Genomic DNA, 18,814 nt, shown 5'->3' on the forward strand with positions numbered 1-18,814 from the left:
TACCCCCCCCGCCCCGGGTCTTTGGTTGTCTGCCGGCCTCTCCCCCCCCAAACCACCAACACCACCGCCGCGGCAGGGTGCTCAGCCGGCGAGCGCCGCCTGGAGCATCCGGGCCGCCGCCGCGCGGGGCGCCGGGTCGACCGCGATCAGGGCGTTGACGACCGCGCCGTCGACCAGGGCGACCAGGCGTTCCAGTTCGGTGGCGGCGACCGGGGTGCCCGAGCGGGCGAAGATCTCCGTCAGCAGCTCGTTGAGCTGGGCCGACAGCGTGCGCATCAGCGGCCGCAGGTACGGGCGGCGGCCGGTCGCGACCAGCCGCTCGTAGCGCAGGAGGACGGCTTCGGCGTCGGCCGCCGGGTCGCCGCTCTCCGGGCCGAGCAGCATGTCCAGCACCAGGTCGACGGTCGCCTGCACGCCGCGGTTGCGGGTCGCGAGCTCCTCCAGCCGGCGGCGGCCGGTCGCCAGCTCGGCGTTCGAGTGGTGCTCGACGGCCGCCGTGACCAGCTCTTCCAGCGAGTCGAAGTAGTACGTCGTCGACGCCAGGGGCAGGCCCGCCCGCTCGGCCACCGCCCGGTGCCGCACGGCGTCGAACCCGCCCTCGACGAGCAGCTTCGCGGCGGCCTCGACGAGCGCGGCGCGCCGTCGCTCCCCCTTGGGGGTGGTCGCAGCGGTCATGGCCGGTCATTCTGCCAACCGGGCGGACCCGGGCTCAGAAGCGGGGCGCGAGAGCGCGCGCGAACTGGTCCACCTGACTCGCGTACGGCGCCGTACCACCGGCCGAAGGCACGCTGACCAGCACCAGCACCCCGCCGGACGCGGTGCCTGCGCGGGCCGTGACCGTGCCGGCCGGCTGGGACTTGAAGACCTCCGGAATGCCCTTCGGGTACACCGCCGCGGCGACTTCGCCACCCGGGACCGGGAACCCGGCGGACCGCGCCACCGTCGAACAGGCGCCGCCCGGGACGCCCTGGGCGGTGTCGACGTGGCCGGGGAGCTCGCCAGCGAGGGCAGTGGCGAGCTCCCCGTCCACCTGTTCGCACCCGGAGGCGCCTTCGGCCAGCTGGCCGGTCTTCCCCTCCCCGGGACCCCCCTGCTGGGGTACCTGGGACGAGAAGTTCGGTGACTCCCCACCGACCTGAGGACGCATCGGGCCGTCTCCCGGTTGCACGGGCCCGGCGGCCGATCGTCCGGCGTTGTCCTTGGCGGCGGTCAGCGAACCCGGGGTACCCCCGGAGACCACGCCGTATACCCCGAACCCGGCGACGACCAGCACGACGGCGCCCAGCCCGGCGGTGATCCGGTTCCGGCGGCGCAGGGTCTGCCGGCGCGATTCGCGGACGACGTCGTCGCGGGTGAACGCCGGCGGCGGCGCGTCCGGCGGCGCGGCGGAGAACAACGAGCGCAGCTCCTGCTCATCCATTGGTCTCCACCTCCCGTTCGAGGACCTGCCTCAGGTTCGCCAGCCCGCGTGCGGTCTGGCTCTTCACATTGCCTTCGCTGCAGCCCAGCGCCTGCGCCGCGCTGGTCACGTCGAGTCCTTCGAAGAACCGCATGACCAGCACCGCCCGCTGCTTGGGCGGCACTTCCTTCAACGCCGCGAGCAGGTCTTCCCTGGTCGCGACGAGGTCGTCGAGGCCGGGCGTGTCGTCCGGCGGCTCCGGCAGCGTCTCGGTCTGCCACTCGCGCCGCCACGGACGCCGTGACTCGTCGATCGACGCCCGGACGAGCGTCTTGCGGACGTACGCGTCGGTCGCCGCGCGATCCCTGATCTTCGTCCACCTCCGGTGCAGTGCGACGAACGCCGTCTGCGCGAGGTCGTCCGCCCGGTGCCAGTCACCGCAGAGCATGTACGCGGTCCGGCGCACGGCGTCCCGCCTGGCGGCGAAGTACTCCGCGAACTCCTGCTCGTCGCGCTGGTCCACGCGCAGTCGTGCTCCGCTCTGTGGTCGTTCGCCCGGGAGGACGGAATCAGGGGCGTCCACGGTTGCACGGACCGAGTGGGTTCGACCACTCAAGGGCTCATTGATCCCCGCGACGTGGGTGTGATGTGATCGCAACGTGACCTTCTCCCCGCCCGTCCTGGACTTCCGCTCCGACACCGTCACCCGGCCGGACGAAACGATGCGGGCGGCGATGGCCTCCGCCGAGGTCGGGGACAACGTCCTCGAGCGCGATCCGACGGTCGCGGAACTGGAGGAGCGGGCCGCCCACGTCCTCGGCATGCAGGCGGCGCTCTGGGTGCCGAGCGGGACCATGGCCAACCTGATCGCGCTGAGCCTGCACCTGCAGCGCGGCGACCGGTTCCTGGCCACCCGGGGCGCGCACGTCTTGAGCAACGAGCTCGGCTCGGCGGCGTGGCTGGCCGGCGGCATGCCGGACATCCTGGAGCACGACGGCGGCCCGGGCCGCCCTTCGCCCGACGCCCTCGCGGCCGCGATCGGACAGCCCGGGCCGTACTTCACATTACGGACATCGCTGCTCTGTCTCGAGAACACCCACAACGCGGCCGGCGGCGCGGTGACCCCGCCCGACGAGCACGCCCAGCTGCTGTCCGTCGCGAAGGAAGCCGGCCTGACCGTGCACCTCGACGGCGCCCGGCTGTGGCAGGCCGCGGTGGCGCTCGAAGTGCCGCCCGCCGCGCTGACCGTCGGCGTCGACACCGTGTCGGCCTGCTTCAGCAAGGGCCTCGGCGCGCCGGTCGGCTCGGTCGTCGCCGGCAGCGCGTCGTTCGTCGAGCGGGCGCGCCGGATGCGGCAGATGCTCGGCGGCGGCGTCCGGCAGGGCGGCGTCCTGGCCGCGGCCTGCCTGATCGCGCTGGACCGCGTCCCGGAGCTGACCGAGTCGCACGAGAACGCCCGGCGGCTCGCCGAGGGCCTGCGCGAACACGGCTGGCCCACGAACGAGCCGGACACCAACATCGTGCTCGCCGAGGTGCCCGACATCCCGACCGCGCTGGCCTGGCTCGACTCGCTCGGCATCCGCGCGGTGCCGATGGCGGGCAAGGTCCGGTTCGTCACCCACCGGGACCTCGGCGCGGCCGACGTCGAAGAAGCCCTGCGCCGGCTCAAGTCCGGCGCCTGACTCCTACGGGGGACCGCGTGAACTGGATCGTGTTCGACTACGGCGACGTGCTCAGCAAGCCGAGCGCGGCGCTGCCGGACCTGGCCGCGGCGATGGGAGCGCCGTTGCCGGAGTTCCTGAAGGCGTACTGGGAGTACCGGATCCCGTACGACGCCGGCAGCACGCCGCTGGAGTACTGGCAGGCCGTCGGCGACGCGGCGGGCGTGCCGGTCGACGAGGCACTGTCGGCCGAGCTGACCCGCATCGACGTCGAGGGCTGGGGCCACCTGGAGCCGTCCTCGCTGGCGCTGCTCGAAGCGCTCGCCGAAGCCGGCGCGAACCTGGCGCTGCTGTCGAACGCGCCGGTCGCCTTCGGCGAGTGGGTCCGCGCGCAGGACTGGGCGCGACACTTCCGCGTGACGCTGTTCTCGGGCGACGTCCACTGCGTCAAGCCGGACGCGAAGATCTTCCGCCTGCTGCTCGACGAGCTCGGCGCCGAACCGGCCGACTGCCTGTTCTTCGACGACCGCGAGTCCAATGTGGAGGGTGCGCGGGCGGTCGGGCTCCGCGCCCACGTCTGGAACGGCGCCGACGCGGCCCGCGCCTGGCTGGAGTGAAAAACTCACGCGTACTACACGGCCGCCTACCCGCCGTGATCCCGATGACCTAGGCTGGGCGTCCCCGAACTTCCCCCCGGTAAAGGTGCCCATGGCGGAGAGCGAACGACCGTCGGCGCGCGTCGACTTCGAGCGGCCGAGCATCGCCCGCGTCTCCGACGCGCTGATGGGCGGGCAGGACCACTACGAGGCCGACCGCGCGGTGCTGCGGCAGCTCGTCGCCATCGCACCGGAAGCCCCGGCGATGGCGCGGGAAGTGCGGCAGTGGCGGGTGCGGGCCGTCCGCTACCTGGCCGAGCGGCTGGCCGTCGACCAGTTCCTCGACCTCGGATCCGGCTTCCCGACGGCGGAAGACACCCACCGGGTGGCGCAGAAGTACAACCCCGAAGCCCGCGTCGTCTACGTCGGCGACGACCCGGTGGTGGAGGCGCACGGCCGCGCCCTGCTCGTCGACAACGACTTCACGCACATCTGCGGCACGGACCCGCTGAACCCCGGCGAGACGCTCGCCGGGGTTGAGCGGTTCATCGACTTCGACCGGCCCGCCGGGCTCGTGCTCTGCGGGGTCGTCGAGCACATCGCCGACCTCCAGCAGGCGCAGCAGGTGGTCAAGTCCTACGTCGGCGCGCTGGCGCCGGGCTCGTACCTGCTCCTGCTGCACCAGCACGACCCGGCCGACGGCTCCGACGCGGCCGCCGTCGCGGTGTCTCTGCAGGACCGGTTCGGCCGCACCGGACTCGACACGCGCTACCGCACCCGGGCCGAGATCGCGTCGTTCTTCGACGGCCTCGACCTGCTGGAACCCGGGCTGACCGCGCCGCACCTGTGGTGGCCGGACGGGCCGCGCCTGGCGCCGCTGACGCCGGTCAACTGGACGGCGCTGGGCGGCGTGGCGCGAATCCCCTAGTAGCGGTTGATCCGGCGCGGGTCCTTCTTGCCACCGGTGATCGCCTTGTAGCCGGCCGCGCCGAGGAAGGCGATGCCGCCGATGATGGCGATCCACAGGACGGCCTTGAACACGAAGCCGATCACGGCGCCCAGCACCATGAACGCCACCCAGGCGACGATCAGGCCGCCGACGATCTTCCAGAACATGGTTCCTCCGATGTCTCCCCGTGGCCCCACCGGCCCGATGACTCCACAGTGCCACCTGGCGCGGTGAAACTCCCCTCGGAAGGCCAACGTTCGGGGTTAAATCAGGGTTCCCCCTGGCCGAGCCACGCACCGAGCCGCCGGACGCCCTCGTCGATGTCCTCGGCGCTGCCGGCGAAGGAGAACCGGACGTACTTGCCGCCGTCCACCGGGTCGAAGTCGACACCGGGAGTGATGGCGAGCCCGGTGTCGGCGAGCAGCCGCTGGCACCAGCTCAGGCTGTCGTGCGTGTACGCGCTGACGTCGGCGTAGGCGTAGAAGGCGCCGTCCGCGGGCGCGAGCTCGCCGAGGCCGATGCGCTGCAGGCCGGCGAAGAGGCGATCGCGGTTGGCGCGGTACCGCTCGACGTGCGCGTCGGCTTCCGCGTACGCCTCGGGCGTGAAGGCGGCGAGCGCCGCGTACTGCGAAACGGCGGGCGGGCAGATGGTGAAGTTGCCGGTCAGGACGTCGATCGCGCGGTGGAGGCGCTGCGGCGCGAGCATCCAGCCGAGCCGCCAGCCGGTCATCGCGAAGTACTTCGAGAAGCTGCCGAGCACGATCGGCTCCCGGCCGTACTGCCACGCGCAGTCGAGCTCGGCGCCGTAGGAGATGCCGTGGTAGATCTCGTCGCTGATCAGCTGCACACCGTGCGACGAGCACCAGCCGCTGATGGCGGCCAGTTCACCGGGCGGCAGGACGGTGCCGGTGGGGTTGCTCGGGCTGGCGACGATCAGGCCGTCGATCGGCCCGAGCTCGTCGAGCAGCGCCACGGTCGGCTGGAAGTTCGTCTCGGCGGTGGTGGCGAACTCGACGACCTCGCAGCCCAGCACGGACAGCAGGTTGCGGTAGGCGGGGTAGCCCGGCCGCGCCATGGCGACCTTGGCGCCGGGGTCGAAGGCGCTGAGGAAGGCGAGCAGGAACCCACCCGAGGAACCGGTGGTCAGGACGACGTCGTGCGCCTGGACATCGACGTCGTACCGCTGCCGGTAGTGCCCGGCGACGGCCTCGCGCAGCTCGGGGATGCCGAGCTGTTCGGTGTACCCGAGGGTGCTGTCTTGAAGGGCTTTTTGCGCGGCCTCGAGCACGGGCCGGGGCGCGGCCGCGGAGGGCTGCCCGGCAGCGAGCGACACGAGATCGCCGTGACTGCGCTGCCGGGCCCCCGCCGCGGAGAGGACATCCATGACGTGGAAGGGCGGCACACCGGCCCGCAGCGCGGGCCCGGCGAAGGCTCCGAGGTCGACCATGGGGCCAGGCTAGTAGCCGCGGTAGGCACCACCGTGGGCCATGGCCTTGATGCCGGGCACGTTGTCGAGGCCGCCGTACCGGTCGAAGGAGTACCGGACGCCGGCGATGATGTTGTCGACCGGGTTGTAGATGTTGTCGTGCCCGGGCAGCTTGTGGGCGTTGAACGTCGAGTCGATGCACTGCATGAGCCCCTTGGACGGGTGCCCCGCGGCAGCATTGGAATCCCAATTGTTTATGGCATTCGGATTTCCGCCGGATTCGTGTTGAATAATTGCCCAGATCTTCGGAATATCGGCATCCGTAACCGGAATTCCCGCGGCTTGGAGAGCCTTCATCGCCTCCTGGATCCACTGCTGGACGTTCCCCGGCGGCGGTGAGGACGGCGGGCCGCCGCTGGGTCCGAGGCCGCCACCCCCGCCTCCGCCGCCGCCACCGCCGCCGCCTCCGCCGCCGTGGTGGGAGGCGCCGTTGCTGTGGATGCCGCCCGTGCTCTGGGGGGCCGTTGCGGCGCTGCTCGGCAGGGGGACCTGGTCGTAGCCGCCCTCGATCTGCTGGGACATCAGCTTCTGCGATGCCTTGATCGCCGTGTCCGCCTGGACCTGCAGGCCCGCGACGTCGCCGTCGAAGCCGGCCGTGATGTTGTGGATGTCGGTCTTGGCGGTGGCCAGGATCTCCGCGGAACTCGGGCTCGGGCCCGGCTTGCCCTCGTCGTGGGCCGTCTTCTCCGCCGCTTTCGCGTTGTTGATCTGGGTTTCGGCCGTGGCGTTGCGCTCGTTGACCGCCTTTTCCGCGGCCAGTTGCTTGTCCTGGACCGTTTTCTTGATCTGCGCGAGACTCGACTGCAGGTCGTCGAGGTCCTTGGCGACGTCCTCGAGGTGGGTCTGCACCTTGGTGCCGGCGTCGCGGACCTGGCGGACGTACTGGAAGAACTGGTCCGCCGCCGGGCCGGCCCACACGCTGCCGTTGAGCGCGTCGGTCGAATTCTTCAGGGACGCGTTGTGGTCGCCGGCGTTCTTGCCCGCCTCGCGGAACTGCGTCGCCGCCGCCGAGATCTTTTCCAGGTCGACCTTTTCGACCTGGTCGACCTTCTTCATGAAGGCGTCCCAGTTGTCCGGCGTCCGGGCGCCGACCGGATTCAGTGCCACTCTCGTGCCCCCGCTTACTTGTCGACGTGCAGTTTGAGGTCGCTCGCCCCGACCTGGTCGGTTTCGGCGATCAGGCCGGCGGCCTTGCGCATGGCGTACCCCAGCGCCTCCATGTGCTTGCCCGCGGCGTCGAACTGGCTGTGCACGCCGTCCTTGAACTTGCCGACCGCGCCGTGCGCGTCGCCCGTTTCGTCCATCCCGCCGAAGGGGCTTTCCTTCTCGTGGTCCAGGCCGGTGACCTTCTGCTTGGACTTTTCGAACTCGTCCTTCAGCTTCTCCACCTGGCCGGCCGCGATGGCCATCGAGTCCGGGTCGTAGACAGGCACGGTTCGTCATCCCCTTCGGAAACTTGTCTCCGCCCGGTCAGACGTCGCCATGACCAGGACGGTTCCCGCGCTTACTTTATGACTTCACCCAAGGCGCGGGTACGGATCTCAGGCAACTTCCACCCCAGCGGGCATCAGACACGCTTTGTAACATGACCGGCGGGGAGGGGAGCCGATCATGAAGCCACTCAATCCGGGTGAACAGCGACATGTCGGGCGGTATCGCCTGGTCGCGGCGCTCGGTGAAGGGGGGATGGGGCGGGTGCTGCTCGGCGTGTCGCCGGACGGCCGGCTCGTGGCCGTCAAACAGGTACACCCGGGCTTTGCGCACGACGACGGATTCCGGTCGCGCTTCCGCCGGGAAGTACACACCTCCAGGCTGGTCTCCGGCGCCTACACCGCGGCCGTCATGGATGCGGATCCGGACGCACCGACACCGTGGCTGGCCTCGGTGTTCGTCGCCGGACCGTCGCTGAAGGAGGCCGTCGAAGCGGTGGGGCCCCTGCCTCCCGCATCCGTGCGGATCCTCGCGGCCGGGCTGGCGTCGGCACTCACCGACATCCACCGAGCCGGGCTGATCCACCGAGACCTGAAGCCGAGCAACGTCCTGCTCACCGACGATGGCGCCCGCGTGATCGACTTCGGTATCGCTCGGGCGGCCGAGGGCGACTCGGAACTGACGCACACCGGCTCGATCATCGGTTCGCCCGGCTTCATGTCGCCGGAGCAGGCCGACGGCCGTCCTGTCACCTCGGCGAGTGATGTTTTCTCACTGGGCGGGCTCCTGCTCATGGCCGCGACCGGCCGCGCGCCGTTCGGTGGCGGCTCGACCCCGCAGGTGCTCTACAACGTCGTCCACAGCCGTCCGGACCTCAGTTGCCTGGCACCTGCGCTCCGGCGGCTGATCGAACCGTGCCTGGCGAAGGACCCGGCTCAGCGACCGACTCCGGCGCAGATCCTGGATTTCCTGGGGCCGGTCCCGCCCGGGGTGACCCCGTGGCCGCCGGGGGTCCACGCGTTGATCGGTACCCAGAAAGCCGAGGTCAGCCAAGCCCTGGCGCTACCTCGGGACGTCCCCGCCGCACCCGCGGAACGTCGGCGGTGGGTTTCGGTCGTCTCGGCGCTGAGTGCGGTGCTCGTGATCGGAGCGGCCACCGCGGTCGCTGTGCGGGTGGCCTCGGACCAGCGCGCCGATACCGGTGTCGCACCCACGGTCAACCGGCCGCGCCCAGCCCCCTTCACCGCCGAGGACCTCCGGGAGATCGATCCCTGCAAACTGCTCGAACGCGACTCCTTGCCCGGCACCGGACCGGTGGCAGTACAGGAAGGCAAACGCATCCATTTCGAACGTTGTGACTTCGATACCGCGGGAGGCGCGGAGAAGACGGCCAGCACGACTTTGGTCGTCAACTTGTACGACAAGGTATGGCAACGCACCGATTCCCCGGTCAGCATCGGTGGTCTCAACGGATTCAAAAAGATCGACGGTATCTACTGCGTGGTGGCGATCGAGAACCCGTACAGCCAAGGTTTCGCGATGACCGCGTCGTCGGGTCGGCAAACCGGAGACCCGTGCGCCACTCCTACCGAGGCATTGGGCGTGATCATTCCCCGGATCCGGTACGGCACCGATGCGCGATACCAGCTCACCCCTGGCTCGGCACTGTCCCTCGACCTGTGCACCGTGGCGGAATCACCACCGGTTCCGCCGGGCGATCCGAACAAGTTCAGCTTCAGCCTGGAAGGCCTCCATCGGTGCATGTGGACCGGCCAGAAAGATCTCGGGCTGTACTCCGTCGATGTGCTGTCCGCACCGAGCGAACCGCGGAACAGTGAAGAACGCGACCTTGACGGGACGACCGTTTCCGAAGAGATCTTGACCAGCCAGAACTATCCTCCGTCCTGCCGGATCACCTGGACACACCGCCGGATCGACGAGAAGGACACCGAGGACGTGCAAATCACCTATGACAACTTCGACAAGAAGCTGAGCAACGAAGAACTGTGCTCGAACGCCGAGCAGTACGCACGGCGGGTACTGCCCAAGCTGCCACCTGGAAACTGACTCAGGCCTCCGCCATCAGTTCGCGGATCCGGGTGGCCAGCAGGGCGTTGTCCGCCGGGGTCACCGTGGCCCACTCGCGGGCGTCGCGGTCGCGGCCCACCTGGAACAGGTACCGGCCCGCGTCCGTGTCGAAGAACGCCACCACCCGGGGCGCCCGGTGCACCACGCCGTCGCGGGATGTCCGCTCCGCGCCGAACTGGCCGCGGGCCTCCTGGCCCAGCAGCATGCCCGACAGCTCCTGGGCCTGGAACAACGGCACGCCACGGTCTTCCAGCGCCGTCACCAGCGCCTTCGCGTCGCCTTTCGCCGCCGCGTCGGCGGACTTCACCACGTCGTACGGGAGACTGACCGTCTGGCCGATGCCCGGGCCCAGGTCGCCCGCCACCGAGACCGCCGCTTCCGCCAGGCCGTCCTCGGTGGCCGGGATCAGCCACACCTCGCCGTTGTCCACCACCGCCAGCACCGCCTGGCTGCGCAGGCTGACCGCGCGGCCGCGGATTTCGCGTTCCGCCCACACCCACACGTCGATCCCGAAGCCGGGACGCGCCAGCAGGTGCAGCATGTCGGCCAGTTCGCCGGACGGCCGCCCGTTGCGGGCCAGGCGCCGCTCGCTCAGCGACGCCCACGCCGACTCCACCAGCTCACGCCGTTCGGTGCGGGTGGTCCCGGCGCTCGGCACGTCCAGCGCCACGTGCCGCCGGGGCAGGTCGAAGGATTCCCAGAGCACGTCGAACTCCAGGGCCGACAGCACGAGCGACACGGTCAGCGCACATCCCCGCCGTGGTCACCGATCACGTCGGGCGAAACCATCCGCTGGTCGGCGAACAGGTCCTGGTCGTCGACGCCGAAGCGGCGGACGTGCTCGGCGTCGTCCTCCTGCGGAGCCGCCTCCGACAGGAACTTCGCCTCGTCGGGCTTCTGCTTCGGGCTGATCTGCTCCGACTTCCGCAGCGCGACGGCTTCCTCCTCGGGCAGCTCGCCGACCGGCAGCGGCCGCACCGGGCCCTTCGGGCCGCTCTTCTCCCGCCGCTGGCGCTCCTTGTCGCCGCTCAGCGCGCCGCCGGCCGCGCCCGCGCCGATCGCCGCCGCGCCCGCGCCCAGCTCTCCCGGCGTCGCGCCGGGCTTGGCCGTGAAGCCGCGTTCGGCCGTGTACTGGCCGGGCTGGAGCGGCGCCTGCGGCATCGCGCCGACCGTGCGGCCCTTCGCCAGCAGCCCGTCCGGGCTGCGTCCGGCCGAGCTGTCGATGCCGGTCGAGCCACCGGACGTGCCGCCGCCACCGCCGAGGGACTTGATCGGCGTCGTCGCCGGAGCCGACCCGGGCGGCAGCCCGCCGGGCGCGCCCGGCGGGATGAACGGTTCGCCCTGGCCCGCGGTCACCGGGCCCGGGTCGAAGCGGCCGGCGGGCTCGCCGGAGGGGCCGCCGGAGGGGCCGCGGCCCGGGGCGTGGACCCAACCGGGCCCGGGCGACGACGACGTCGGCGGCTTCACGCCCGCCGGCGTCGTCGACGAGCTCGATGTCGTGTGCTGGACGGGCGCGGCGCCCGCGGAGCTGGTCTGCCGCGGCTGCTGCACCGGCCGGGACGGCTGCTGCTGCGCCGCGACGCCGTAGGCCGGGGTCGGCGGGTCGGCGTGGACGGTGTGCGACACCGGCTGCACCACCGGCGGGTCGACGTGGACCGAGCGGACCTTGTCGGAAGCCGGCTTCACGCCGCCGTCCGGCGTCACCTGAACCGCGGCGCCGGCGACGTCGAGCACCCCGGGGGTGACACCGGGGACGGCCAGCTTCAGCGACTCCGGGTCGGACAGCGACTGCGTCGACAGCAGGTTCGTGCCGCTCTGCTGCGCGTATTCGTTCAGCGCCTGCTGCGCCTGGGCCTTGGCGTCGTTCGCCGCCTCGACCTGCCGGGCGTGGTCGGTTTCGAAGCCGATCAGGCTCATCAGCACGCCGTCGGTGAGGGTGAAGCCACCCGCGCCCTTCCGGACCGTCTCGGCGTCCGGCAGCTTGTACTTGGTCCGGTTGAACGCCTCGCCCTGTTCGAACACCATTTCCGCGGCGTGCGCGACCTTCGTGGTGGCGTCCTGGGAGAACCCGGCCTGCTCGGTGAGCACCTGGCTGGCCGCGCCCCCGGCCTGGCTCTGCCATTCGACGCCGAGCTTCAGCAGCTGCGCGCGCAGCGTCTGATCGGTGTGGGCGAGCGCGGTCGCGACGGCCTTCAGCGCGTCGACGGCCGTGCCGATGCTGCCGGTGCCGTCACCGTTGATCATCCGCGTGATCTGCGTGGCGATCGCGGTGTTGGTCCAGCCGTCGAACCGGTGGTTCTGGATCCCGGCCGCGAGCTCGGAGAATTCCACGCGCCCTCCCTAGTTGCGTGCTTTCAGGGTTTGCAGCGCCACGTCGGCGGCGTGCGCGGACATCTCGCACAGCTGCGGCTGGGTGAACCCGCCGCGGGTGATGGGGAACGTCCGGATGGTCAGCGTCTTGCCCTTCGCGACGCCGACGAGGGTGGTGCAGTCCGCCGGGTCGGCGGCCGCGCGGTAGCTGGTCAGCGCCGGGTAGCCGCCGATGGACTTCGGTTCCGTGGTCAGGCTGTTCTTGCGCCGGGCGCCGGTGATCCACTGGTCGAGGTCCGCGGCGACCGCGCCGGCCTCGTAGCCGTGGAACGGTTCGGCCCGGTCGGCGTCGAACACGCAGACCGGCCCGTCCGCGCCGTCGGCCGGCCGCGGCACGCTGCTGATCTTCATCGCGTCGAGCTCGACCTGCGGGAACAGCTCGCACAGGTCGACGCCCTGCATCGGCAGGTCGGCCGGGCGCTGCGGCAGCTGGGCGGCCTTCGCGCTCTGCGACGCCGCGGTGGCGGCCGTCTCGACCGGGTACGGGGTGCCGTCGGTGCCCGCCGAGCAGCCGGCGAGCGCCGCTGTCGCGAGCACGCCCCCGGTGATCCGCAGCGTGTGGTTAAGCACCGTGCCTGCCGCGGTCACCGAACACCGCCGCCTTCTCGTCTTCGCTGACCTTGTAGTCCTTCGCGGCGTCGCGCAGCTGCGAGACCAGGCGCTTGAGACCCGCGACGTACTCGCGGACCTGGCCGGCGTAGGAGCGGTCGCCGTCGGCGATGAGGGAGTTCCACGCCTCGACCGACTGAGTGCTGATCACGTCCGCCGACGGCGCGTCGATCCGCAGCTGGTCCAGCCGGGTGACCAGCTGGTCTTCGAGGGCGTTGGCCTGCTCTTCGACGATCCGGGCGACGTCGAGCAGCTTGTCCGGGTGGACCAGGACGTCCGCGGCCGCCGGTGCCACGGGGACGGCCGAGCTGAGGTCGTACGAGGGTCCTGACATGCGCTCCCCTGACGTCATACGGACAGTGACCGGCCGGTTCCCGTCGAGGCTACCAATCCGCGTGTGGCGGCAGCCTGAGTTTGGACGAAGAGCAGGCCCGGCCGGTTCCCCCGATCCGTGGAAATCAGGCGCGCTGTTTCGCCGTCGGGGCGCCGACCTCGCCGTTCGCCGCCTTCAGTGCGATGTCGGTGCGGTGGTGCGAGCCGGCCAAGTGGACCTTTTCGACGGTTTCGTACGCGTGCTTGCGCGCGGACTTCAGGGTCTTGCCGGTGCCGACCACCGAAAGCACACGGCCCCCGGAGGAGACGACGGCGCCGTCGTCACGGCGGCGCGTGCCGGCGTGCAGCACGCCTTCCAGCTCGGCCCCGGTGATGACGTCGCCGGTGCGCGGCTTGCCGGGGTAGCCGTCGGCGGCGATCACGACGGTGACCGCGGCGCCGCCGGCCCACTCCAGCGGCGGGTGCTCGGCGAGCTTGCCGGTGGCGGTGGCGTGCATGAGGCCGGCGATCGGGGTGCGCAGCAGCGCCAGCACGACCTGCGTCTCGGGGTCGCCGAAGCGGCAGTTGAACTCGATGACCTGCGGGCCGTCGGAGGTCAGCGCGAGCCCGGCGTAGAGCAGGCCGGAGAACGGCGCACCGCGGTTGACCAGCTCGTCGGCGACCGGCTGGACGACCCGCTCGACCAGCTCGTCGACCAGGTTTTCGGGCGCCCACGGCAGCGGCGCGTACGCGCCCATGCCACCGGTGTTCGGCCCCGCGTCGTCGTCGCCGACGCGCTTGAAGTCCTGCGCGGGCAGCAGCGGCACGACGGTGTTGCCGTCGACGAAGCAGAAGAGCGAAGCCTCCGGACCGTCCAAATAGGACTCGAGAAGCACGGGGTGCCCGCCGTCGAGGAGCATGATGGCGTGCTTGCGCGCGACGTCGTAGTCGGTGGTGACGACGACGCCCTTCCCGGCGGCGAGCCCGTCGTCCTTGACGACCCAGGTCGGGCCGAAGCGCGCGAGCGCGGCATCGAGCCGGGCGGGGTTGTCGACGACCTCGCTGCGCGCGGTGGGCACGTTCGCGGCGGCCATGACGTCCTTCGCGAAGGCCTTCGAGCCTTCGATCCGGGCAGCGGCGGCCGACGGGCCGAAGCAGGCGATACCGGCCTTGCGGACGGCATCGGCAACCCCGGCGACGAGCGGCACCTCGGGCCCGACGACGACGAGATCGGCCTGCCAGCTCTTGGCGAGGGCGGCAACGGCCTCGGGATCGGCGGCTTCGACACCGAGCTGCTCGGCGACGGCGGCGGTCCCGGCATTGCCGGGCGCGCAGGCCAGAGCGGTGACGGCGGGGTCGCCGGAGGCCGCGAGGACGAGGGCGTGCTCACGGGCGCCGGAGCCGATTACCAGTACGCGCACGCCGCACAGCGTATCCGGCCGGGTTCGCGGGGGACATTGCGCCGTCCTCCGGGGGTGGGGCCGGTGGGTATGGGGGGTGGGGAACGTGCGGGTGGGTTGGGCTGGGGTTGGGCGGGAGCGGGTTGGGTTGCGTGGCTGGGTTGGCCGGGTGGGATTGGCCGGGCGTGGGTCGGTCGGCCGGGGTTGGCCGGGCGTGGTCGGTCGGGCCGGGGTGGGCTGGGCGGGGTTGGCCGGCCGCGGGTTGGGTAGGCCGGGGCAGGTTGGCCAGGCCGTCCGCCGGGCTTGTCCACAGGTCTCCACTGATGTGGACAACTCGGCTTGCGGCTGGGCGATCCGAAAGGTTTTGTCGGCCCCCGCCGATACGCTGGAAGCGGGGGCAGCCCCCAGGGAGGGCGGGCCGTCGCTGGGCCCGATTCCGCCGACTGATCGCCGCTCGCCCGCCGCCGCCTTGCCCGCGGCCGCCCCTTTCACCCGCACCCAGCCCCTCACCCGCGCCCGCCCCCTCACCCGCGGCCGCCCGTTCACCCGCACCCGGCCTGGTCACCCACACCCAGCCGTGCCGTAGGCCACATCGGCGCGAGCAGGAGTCCATGTGGCGTTCACCGTCCGGTTCGCCCGGATACGCACTTCGGATGCTTGCGGCATCGAGGGTGGCGCGGGTACATCCAGGGCACACCCTGTGTGAAAAGAGGTCACCAGATGAAGCGCAAACGTGTCGGCGTACTGACACTCGCCGGATTGGCGTTGCTGAGCGTCACCGGCTTCACCGTCGGGTCGGCGTCCGCCGCCGAAAGCGGGTCCGGCGATGCGGTCGCGCACGGGCGGGGCCACGATGAGCCCGTGATCATCGGACACCGCGGCGCGCCCGGGTACCGGCCGGAGCACACCCTCGCCTCCTATGAGCTCGCCTTCCGGATGGGCGTCGACTGGGTCGATGTCGACCTCGTGCCCACCAAGGACGGGCAGCTCGTCGCCCGGCACGAACCCGAGATCGGCGGCACCACCGATGTCGCCAAGCACCCCGAGTTCGCGGACCGGAAGAAGACCGTCGTGCTCGACGGTGTCACCACCACCGGGTGGTTCACCCAGGACTTCACGCTGGCCGAGCTGAAGACGCTGCGCGCCGTCGAGCGGATTCCGCAGAACCGGCCGCACAACACGCTGTACAACGGGCGCTACCAGATCGCCTCCTACCAGGAAGTCCTCGACCTGACCAAGCGGCTCGGCCGCGAGCTGCACCGGACGCTGGGCACCTACCCCGAGGTCAAGCACTCGACGTTCTTCCAGTCCATCGGCAACCCGACCGAACCGAAGCTGGTGGCGATCCTCAAGCGCAACGGCCTCGACCGGCCGGACGCGCCCGCGATCATCCAGTCCTTCGAGGTGTCGAACCTGATCGCGCTGCACAAGCAGGTCCGGACGCCGCTGCTGCAGCTGACCTCGGCCACCGGCGCCCCGGCGGACTTCGTCGCGAAGGGCGACAAGCGGACGTACGCGGACCTCGTCACGCCGCAGGGGCTGCGCGAAGTCGCGAAGTACGCGAAGTACCTCGGGCCGGACAAGGCGCAAATCATCCCGCGGGACAAGAACGACAACCTGGGTACGCCGACCGCGCTCGTCGCCGACGCGCACAAGGCCGGCCTGAAGGTGCAGCCGTACACCTTCCGGAACGAGAACCCGTTCCTGCCCGCGAACCTGCGCTCGTCGGCCGAGCCGGACGCCTACGGTGACGTCTTCACCGAGGAGGCGGCGTTCTTCAAGGCCGGCGTCGACGGCTTCTTCGCCGACCAGCCCGACACCGCGCTGGAGTCGCTGCACGCGTTCCTCGGCCGGTAAAACGCTTTGCCGCGAAGGGCGCTTCCGTGGACGCTGGGTCCATGGGAGCGCCCTTTTCCGGTGTGGTGCTGGTCAGCCGCGGTGACGAGACGCTGCTCGCCGAAGCGTCCGGGTATGCGCACATCGCCTACGGCGTCGAGAACACGATCGACACGCGCTTCGCCATCGCCAGCGGCACCAAGGGGTTCACCGCCCTGGTCGTCGTGAGCCTCGTCGCCGAAGGACGGCTGAAGCTGACGACCACCGCCCGCGAAGTCCTCGGCGACGACCTGCCGCTGATCGACGACCGCGTCACCGTCGAGCACCTCCTGACGCACACGTCCGGCATCGGGGACTACTGCGACGACGATGACCCGCCCGAGACGCCGCCCGGGCTCGTCACGTCCGCCGATTACCTCGCCGCCCTCGACGGCTTCCCGCAGAAAACGCCACCGGGGCGGGAATTCCACTACAACAACGGCGCCTTCGTCGTTCTCGGCCTGATCGCCGAACGGATCGCCGGCATACCTTTCACCGACCTCGTCCACGACCGCGTGTGCGCGCCCGCCGGGATGACGGACACGGCGTTCCTCCGCTCCGACGCGCTGCCGGCCCGGACCGCCACCGGCTATCTGGAAGACGGCCGCACCAACGTGTTCAGCCTCCCGGTCGTCGGGCACGGCGACGGCGGGATCTACAGCTCCGCGCCGGACTTCCGGAAGTTCTGGCCCGCCTTCCTCGGCGGCCGGATCGTGCCGCGCGAGTGGGTTGCCCGGATGCTGCGCCCGCACGCCGACGGCTACGGCCTCGGCTTCTGGCTGCCCCGGCCCGGCGTCGTCCGGCTCGTGGGCGGCGACCACGGCGTCGCGTTCCGGAGCACGCACGAGCCGGCGTCCGGGCTCACCGCGACCCTGACCTCGAACGACCACCGAGGTGGCGGGCCCCTGCTGCGGCGGCTGGACGAGTTCTTGACGAAGGCTTGACACCCTCCGGGACCGGGGCTACCTTCGGCGAATTCAATGGTCTGGCCGCATACCTTTCAAGAGGTGCCCGAATGGACGTTTCCGACCAGCAGACCACCCCCGACCACGCCGACGACGACAGCGCCCGCCTGCACCAGCTGGGATACGCGCAGGAACTGAAACGGACGATGTCGGCGTTCTCCAACTTCGCCGTCTCCTTCACGATCATCTCGATCCTCTCCGGCTGCCTCACGCTCTACGGGACGGGGATGAAGACCGGTGGTCCGGCCGCGATGATCTGGGGCTGGGTGCTGGTGGGCTTCTTCGTCCTCCTGGTCGGCCTGGGGATGGCGGAGGTGTGCTCGAGCTATCCGACCGCGGGCGGCCTGTACTACTGGGCCGCCAAGCTGGCCCCTCGCAACGGCGCCGCGTGGTCCTGGTTCACCGGCTGGTTCAACCTGATCGGGCAGATCGCGGTCACCGCCGGCATCGACTTCGGCGCCGCCCTCTTCCTCAACGCGTTCCTCGATCTGCAGTGGGGTTTCGCGGCCACCCCGGGGCACACGATCATCCTGCTGGCGATCATCCTCGTCGTGCACGGGCTGCTGAACACCTTCGGTGTCCGGCTGGTCGCGATCCTGAACAACGTCAGCGTGTGGTGGCACCTCGTCGGCGTGCTGGTCATCGTGGGGGTGCTGACCTTCGTCCCGGCGAAGCACCAGGACGCCGGCTTCGTCTTCGGCGAGTTCGTCAACAAGACGGGCTGGAGTTCGCCGATCTACGTGTTCGCGCTGGGCCTCCTGCTCGCGCAGTACACGTTGACCGGGTACGACGCTTCCGCGCACATGACAGAAGAAACGAAGAGCGCGGCGAAAGCCGGCCCGCGCGGAATCGTCATGTCGATCGTCGTCTCGCTCGTGGCGGGGTGGATCCTCCTGATCGGGCTGACCTTCGCCATCCAGGACTACGACGGCGCCGTGAACTCCGGCACCGGGGTGCCGCCCGCGCAGATCTTCATCGACGCCACCGGGGTGACCACCGGCAAGTTCCTGCTGCTGATCTGCATCGGCGCGCAGCTGTTCTGCGGCATGTCGTCGGTGACCGCCAACTCGCGGATGATCTACGCTTTCGCCCGCGACGGCGCGATCCCCGGTTCGGGTTTCTGGCACCGGATCAACAAGCGCACCCAGACCCCCACGAACGCGGTCTGGCTCGCCGCCGTGGGAGCGTTGATCTTGGCCCTGCCGTACCTGTGGAGCGCGACGGCCTACTACGCGGTTACTTCGATCGCGGTCGTCGGCCTCTACGTTGCCTACGTCATCCCGGTTTTCCTGCGGGTCCGACGGGGCGACTCGTTCGAGGCCGGTCCGTGGAACCTCGGCAAGTGGGGAAGGCCCGTGGGCATCATCGCCTCGATCTGGGTCGTGTTCATCTTCGTCCTGTTCATGCTTCCGCCGGCGTCGCCGGTGACCGTTGACTCGTTCAACTACACGCCGATCGCCTTCCTCGTGGTCTTGGGCGGGGCCGGGCTGTGGTGGGTGGTTTCGGCCCGGAAGTGGTTCACGGGACCGAAGGTGCAGGGTTCCGCGGCGGAACTGGCCGCGGTGGAACAGGAACTGAAGGAACTCGGCTGAGTCGTGGGGGGGGGTGTGGGGGGGGGGGAGAGCGCCAGGCAACCAAACACCCCCCCCCCCGGGGACGCGAGGGGGGCCCAC

The 18,814-nt window shown here is 70.8% G+C and carries 19 protein-coding genes; 7 read left to right on the forward strand and 12 right to left on the reverse strand.

What is annotated here, in order from left to right; genetic code table 11:
• Positions 1-81: 81 nt before the first annotated feature.
• From AB0M93_RS36615 to AB0M93_RS36625, 3 genes are read right to left on the reverse strand one after another with little or no spacing between them, the layout of a single operon-like run.
• The gene (locus AB0M93_RS36615; protein WP_364282654.1) at positions 82-675 is read right to left on the reverse strand and encodes a TetR family transcriptional regulator; all 594 of its coding nucleotides are present in this window, start codon (positions 673-675) and stop codon (positions 82-84) included.
• A 34-nt stretch (positions 676-709) separates the two neighbouring features.
• Positions 710-1,420, reverse strand: coding sequence for a hypothetical protein (locus AB0M93_RS36620; protein ID WP_364282657.1), 711 nt, complete (start codon positions 1,418-1,420; stop codon positions 710-712).
• Complete coding sequence (locus AB0M93_RS36625; protein ID WP_364282660.1) at positions 1,413-1,922, reverse strand: SigE family RNA polymerase sigma factor; 510 nt, start codon at positions 1,920-1,922, stop codon at positions 1,413-1,415. The genes AB0M93_RS36620 and AB0M93_RS36625 overlap by 8 nt, the downstream gene beginning before the upstream one ends.
• 136 nt (positions 1,923-2,058) lie before the next feature.
• On the opposite strand from AB0M93_RS36625, the gene AB0M93_RS36630 reads away from it, so the two are divergent.
• From AB0M93_RS36630 to AB0M93_RS36640, 3 genes are all read left to right on the forward strand, one after another.
• Positions 2,059-3,081, forward strand: a complete 1,023-nt coding sequence (locus AB0M93_RS36630; RefSeq protein WP_364282662.1) for a GntG family PLP-dependent aldolase — start codon at positions 2,059-2,061, stop codon at positions 3,079-3,081.
• A gap of 17 nt (positions 3,082-3,098) precedes the next feature.
• Complete coding sequence (locus AB0M93_RS36635) at positions 3,099-3,677, forward strand: HAD family phosphatase (RefSeq protein WP_364282665.1); 579 nt, start codon at positions 3,099-3,101, stop codon at positions 3,675-3,677.
• A 91-nt stretch (positions 3,678-3,768) separates the two neighbouring features.
• A complete protein-coding gene (locus AB0M93_RS36640; RefSeq protein ID WP_364282668.1) occupies positions 3,769-4,584 on the forward strand; it encodes an SAM-dependent methyltransferase in 816 nt (271 codons plus the stop codon).
• Here AB0M93_RS36640 and AB0M93_RS36645 read toward each other — a convergent pair.
• The 4 genes from AB0M93_RS36645 to AB0M93_RS36660 form a co-directional block, all read right to left on the reverse strand.
• Positions 4,581-4,772, reverse strand: coding sequence for a hypothetical protein (locus tag AB0M93_RS36645; protein ID WP_003096028.1), 192 nt, complete (start codon positions 4,770-4,772; stop codon positions 4,581-4,583). The two genes, AB0M93_RS36640 and AB0M93_RS36645, sit on opposite strands and share 4 nt — an antisense overlap.
• A 101-nt stretch (positions 4,773-4,873) precedes the next feature.
• Positions 4,874-6,052, reverse strand: coding sequence for a pyridoxal phosphate-dependent aminotransferase (locus tag AB0M93_RS36650; protein ID WP_364282671.1), 1,179 nt, complete (start codon positions 6,050-6,052; stop codon positions 4,874-4,876).
• A 9-nt stretch (positions 6,053-6,061) separates the two neighbouring features.
• The gene (locus AB0M93_RS36655; protein ID WP_364282674.1) at positions 6,062-7,198 is read right to left on the reverse strand and encodes a transglycosylase SLT domain-containing protein; all 1,137 of its coding nucleotides are present in this window, start codon (positions 7,196-7,198) and stop codon (positions 6,062-6,064) included.
• A gap of 14 nt (positions 7,199-7,212) precedes the next feature.
• Positions 7,213-7,524: a hypothetical protein gene (locus AB0M93_RS36660; RefSeq protein WP_364243864.1), complete on the reverse strand. Its 312-nt coding sequence runs from the start codon at positions 7,522-7,524 to the stop codon at positions 7,213-7,215.
• 178 nt (positions 7,525-7,702) lie between these two features.
• Between AB0M93_RS36660 and AB0M93_RS36665 the strand changes: the two genes are divergently transcribed.
• Positions 7,703-9,589, forward strand: a complete 1,887-nt coding sequence (locus AB0M93_RS36665) for a serine/threonine-protein kinase (RefSeq protein ID WP_364282676.1) — start codon at positions 7,703-7,705, stop codon at positions 9,587-9,589.
• A 1-nt stretch (position 9,590) separates the two neighbouring features.
• Here AB0M93_RS36665 and AB0M93_RS36670 read toward each other — a convergent pair whose 3' ends face one another.
• From AB0M93_RS36670 to purD, 5 genes are all read right to left on the reverse strand, one after another.
• Positions 9,591-10,349: an ESX secretion-associated protein EspG gene (locus AB0M93_RS36670; RefSeq protein ID WP_364282679.1), complete on the reverse strand. Its 759-nt coding sequence runs from the start codon at positions 10,347-10,349 to the stop codon at positions 9,591-9,593.
• A 2-nt stretch (positions 10,350-10,351) separates the two neighbouring features.
• Complete coding sequence (locus AB0M93_RS36675) at positions 10,352-11,941, reverse strand: hypothetical protein (RefSeq protein WP_364282681.1); 1,590 nt, start codon at positions 11,939-11,941, stop codon at positions 10,352-10,354.
• Positions 11,942-11,950: 9 nt separating this feature from the next.
• Positions 11,951-12,517, reverse strand: a complete 567-nt coding sequence (locus AB0M93_RS36680) for a DUF3558 domain-containing protein (RefSeq protein ID WP_364283023.1) — start codon at positions 12,515-12,517, stop codon at positions 11,951-11,953.
• Positions 12,518-12,542: 25 nt separating this feature from the next.
• Positions 12,543-12,923, reverse strand: coding sequence for a hypothetical protein (locus AB0M93_RS36685; protein ID WP_364282684.1), 381 nt, complete (start codon positions 12,921-12,923; stop codon positions 12,543-12,545).
• Positions 12,924-13,047: 124 nt separating this feature from the next.
• Positions 13,048-14,322, reverse strand: coding sequence for a phosphoribosylamine--glycine ligase (gene purD / locus AB0M93_RS36690; protein ID WP_364282687.1), 1,275 nt, complete (start codon positions 14,320-14,322; stop codon positions 13,048-13,050).
• A gap of 699 nt (positions 14,323-15,021) precedes the next feature.
• On the opposite strand from purD, the gene AB0M93_RS36695 reads away from it, so the two are divergent.
• From AB0M93_RS36695 to AB0M93_RS36705, 3 genes are all read left to right on the forward strand, one after another.
• Positions 15,022-16,158 (forward strand): glycerophosphodiester phosphodiesterase, encoded by a 1,137-nt coding sequence (locus tag AB0M93_RS36695; RefSeq protein ID WP_364282689.1) that lies wholly within the window; start codon positions 15,022-15,024, stop codon positions 16,156-16,158.
• 41 nt (positions 16,159-16,199) lie between these two features.
• Positions 16,200-17,120: a serine hydrolase domain-containing protein gene (locus tag AB0M93_RS36700; RefSeq protein WP_364282692.1), complete on the forward strand. Its 921-nt coding sequence runs from the start codon at positions 16,200-16,202 to the stop codon at positions 17,118-17,120.
• Between the two features lie 71 nt (positions 17,121-17,191).
• A complete protein-coding gene (locus tag AB0M93_RS36705; protein ID WP_364282695.1) occupies positions 17,192-18,733 on the forward strand; it encodes an amino acid permease in 1,542 nt (513 codons plus the stop codon).
• Positions 18,734-18,814: the final 81 nt, after the last annotated feature.

Origin of the sequence: Amycolatopsis sp. NPDC051102 (assembly GCF_040682815.1) — a bacterium.
Classification (GTDB): Bacteria; Actinomycetota; Actinomycetes; order Mycobacteriales; family Pseudonocardiaceae; genus Amycolatopsis.

Bases quoted from the DNA above. Each gene is read 5' to 3' on its own strand.
- AB0M93_RS36615 (WP_364282654.1), bottom strand. From the start codon at position 675: ATGACCGCTGCGACCACCCCCAAGGGGGAGCGACGGCGCGCCGCGCTC.
- AB0M93_RS36620 (WP_364282657.1), bottom strand. From the start codon at position 1,420: ATGGATGAGCAGGAGCTGCGCTCGTTGTTCTCCGCCGCGCCGCCGGAC.
- AB0M93_RS36640 (WP_364282668.1), top strand. From the start codon at position 3,769: ATGGCGGAGAGCGAACGACCGTCGGCGCGCGTCGACTTCGAGCGGCCG.
- AB0M93_RS36645 (WP_003096028.1), bottom strand. From the start codon at position 4,772: ATGTTCTGGAAGATCGTCGGCGGCCTGATCGTCGCCTGGGTGGCGTTC.
- AB0M93_RS36650 (WP_364282671.1), bottom strand. From the start codon at position 6,052: ATGGTCGACCTCGGAGCCTTCGCCGGGCCCGCGCTGCGGGCCGGTGTG.
- AB0M93_RS36665 (WP_364282676.1), top strand. From the start codon at position 7,703: ATGAAGCCACTCAATCCGGGTGAACAGCGACATGTCGGGCGGTATCGC.
- AB0M93_RS36685 (WP_364282684.1), bottom strand. From the start codon at position 12,923: ATGTCAGGACCCTCGTACGACCTCAGCTCGGCCGTCCCCGTGGCACCG.
- AB0M93_RS36695 (WP_364282689.1), top strand. From the start codon at position 15,022: ATGAAGCGCAAACGTGTCGGCGTACTGACACTCGCCGGATTGGCGTTG.
- AB0M93_RS36700 (WP_364282692.1), top strand. From the start codon at position 16,200: ATGGGAGCGCCCTTTTCCGGTGTGGTGCTGGTCAGCCGCGGTGACGAG.
- AB0M93_RS36705 (WP_364282695.1), top strand. From the start codon at position 17,192: ATGGACGTTTCCGACCAGCAGACCACCCCCGACCACGCCGACGACGAC.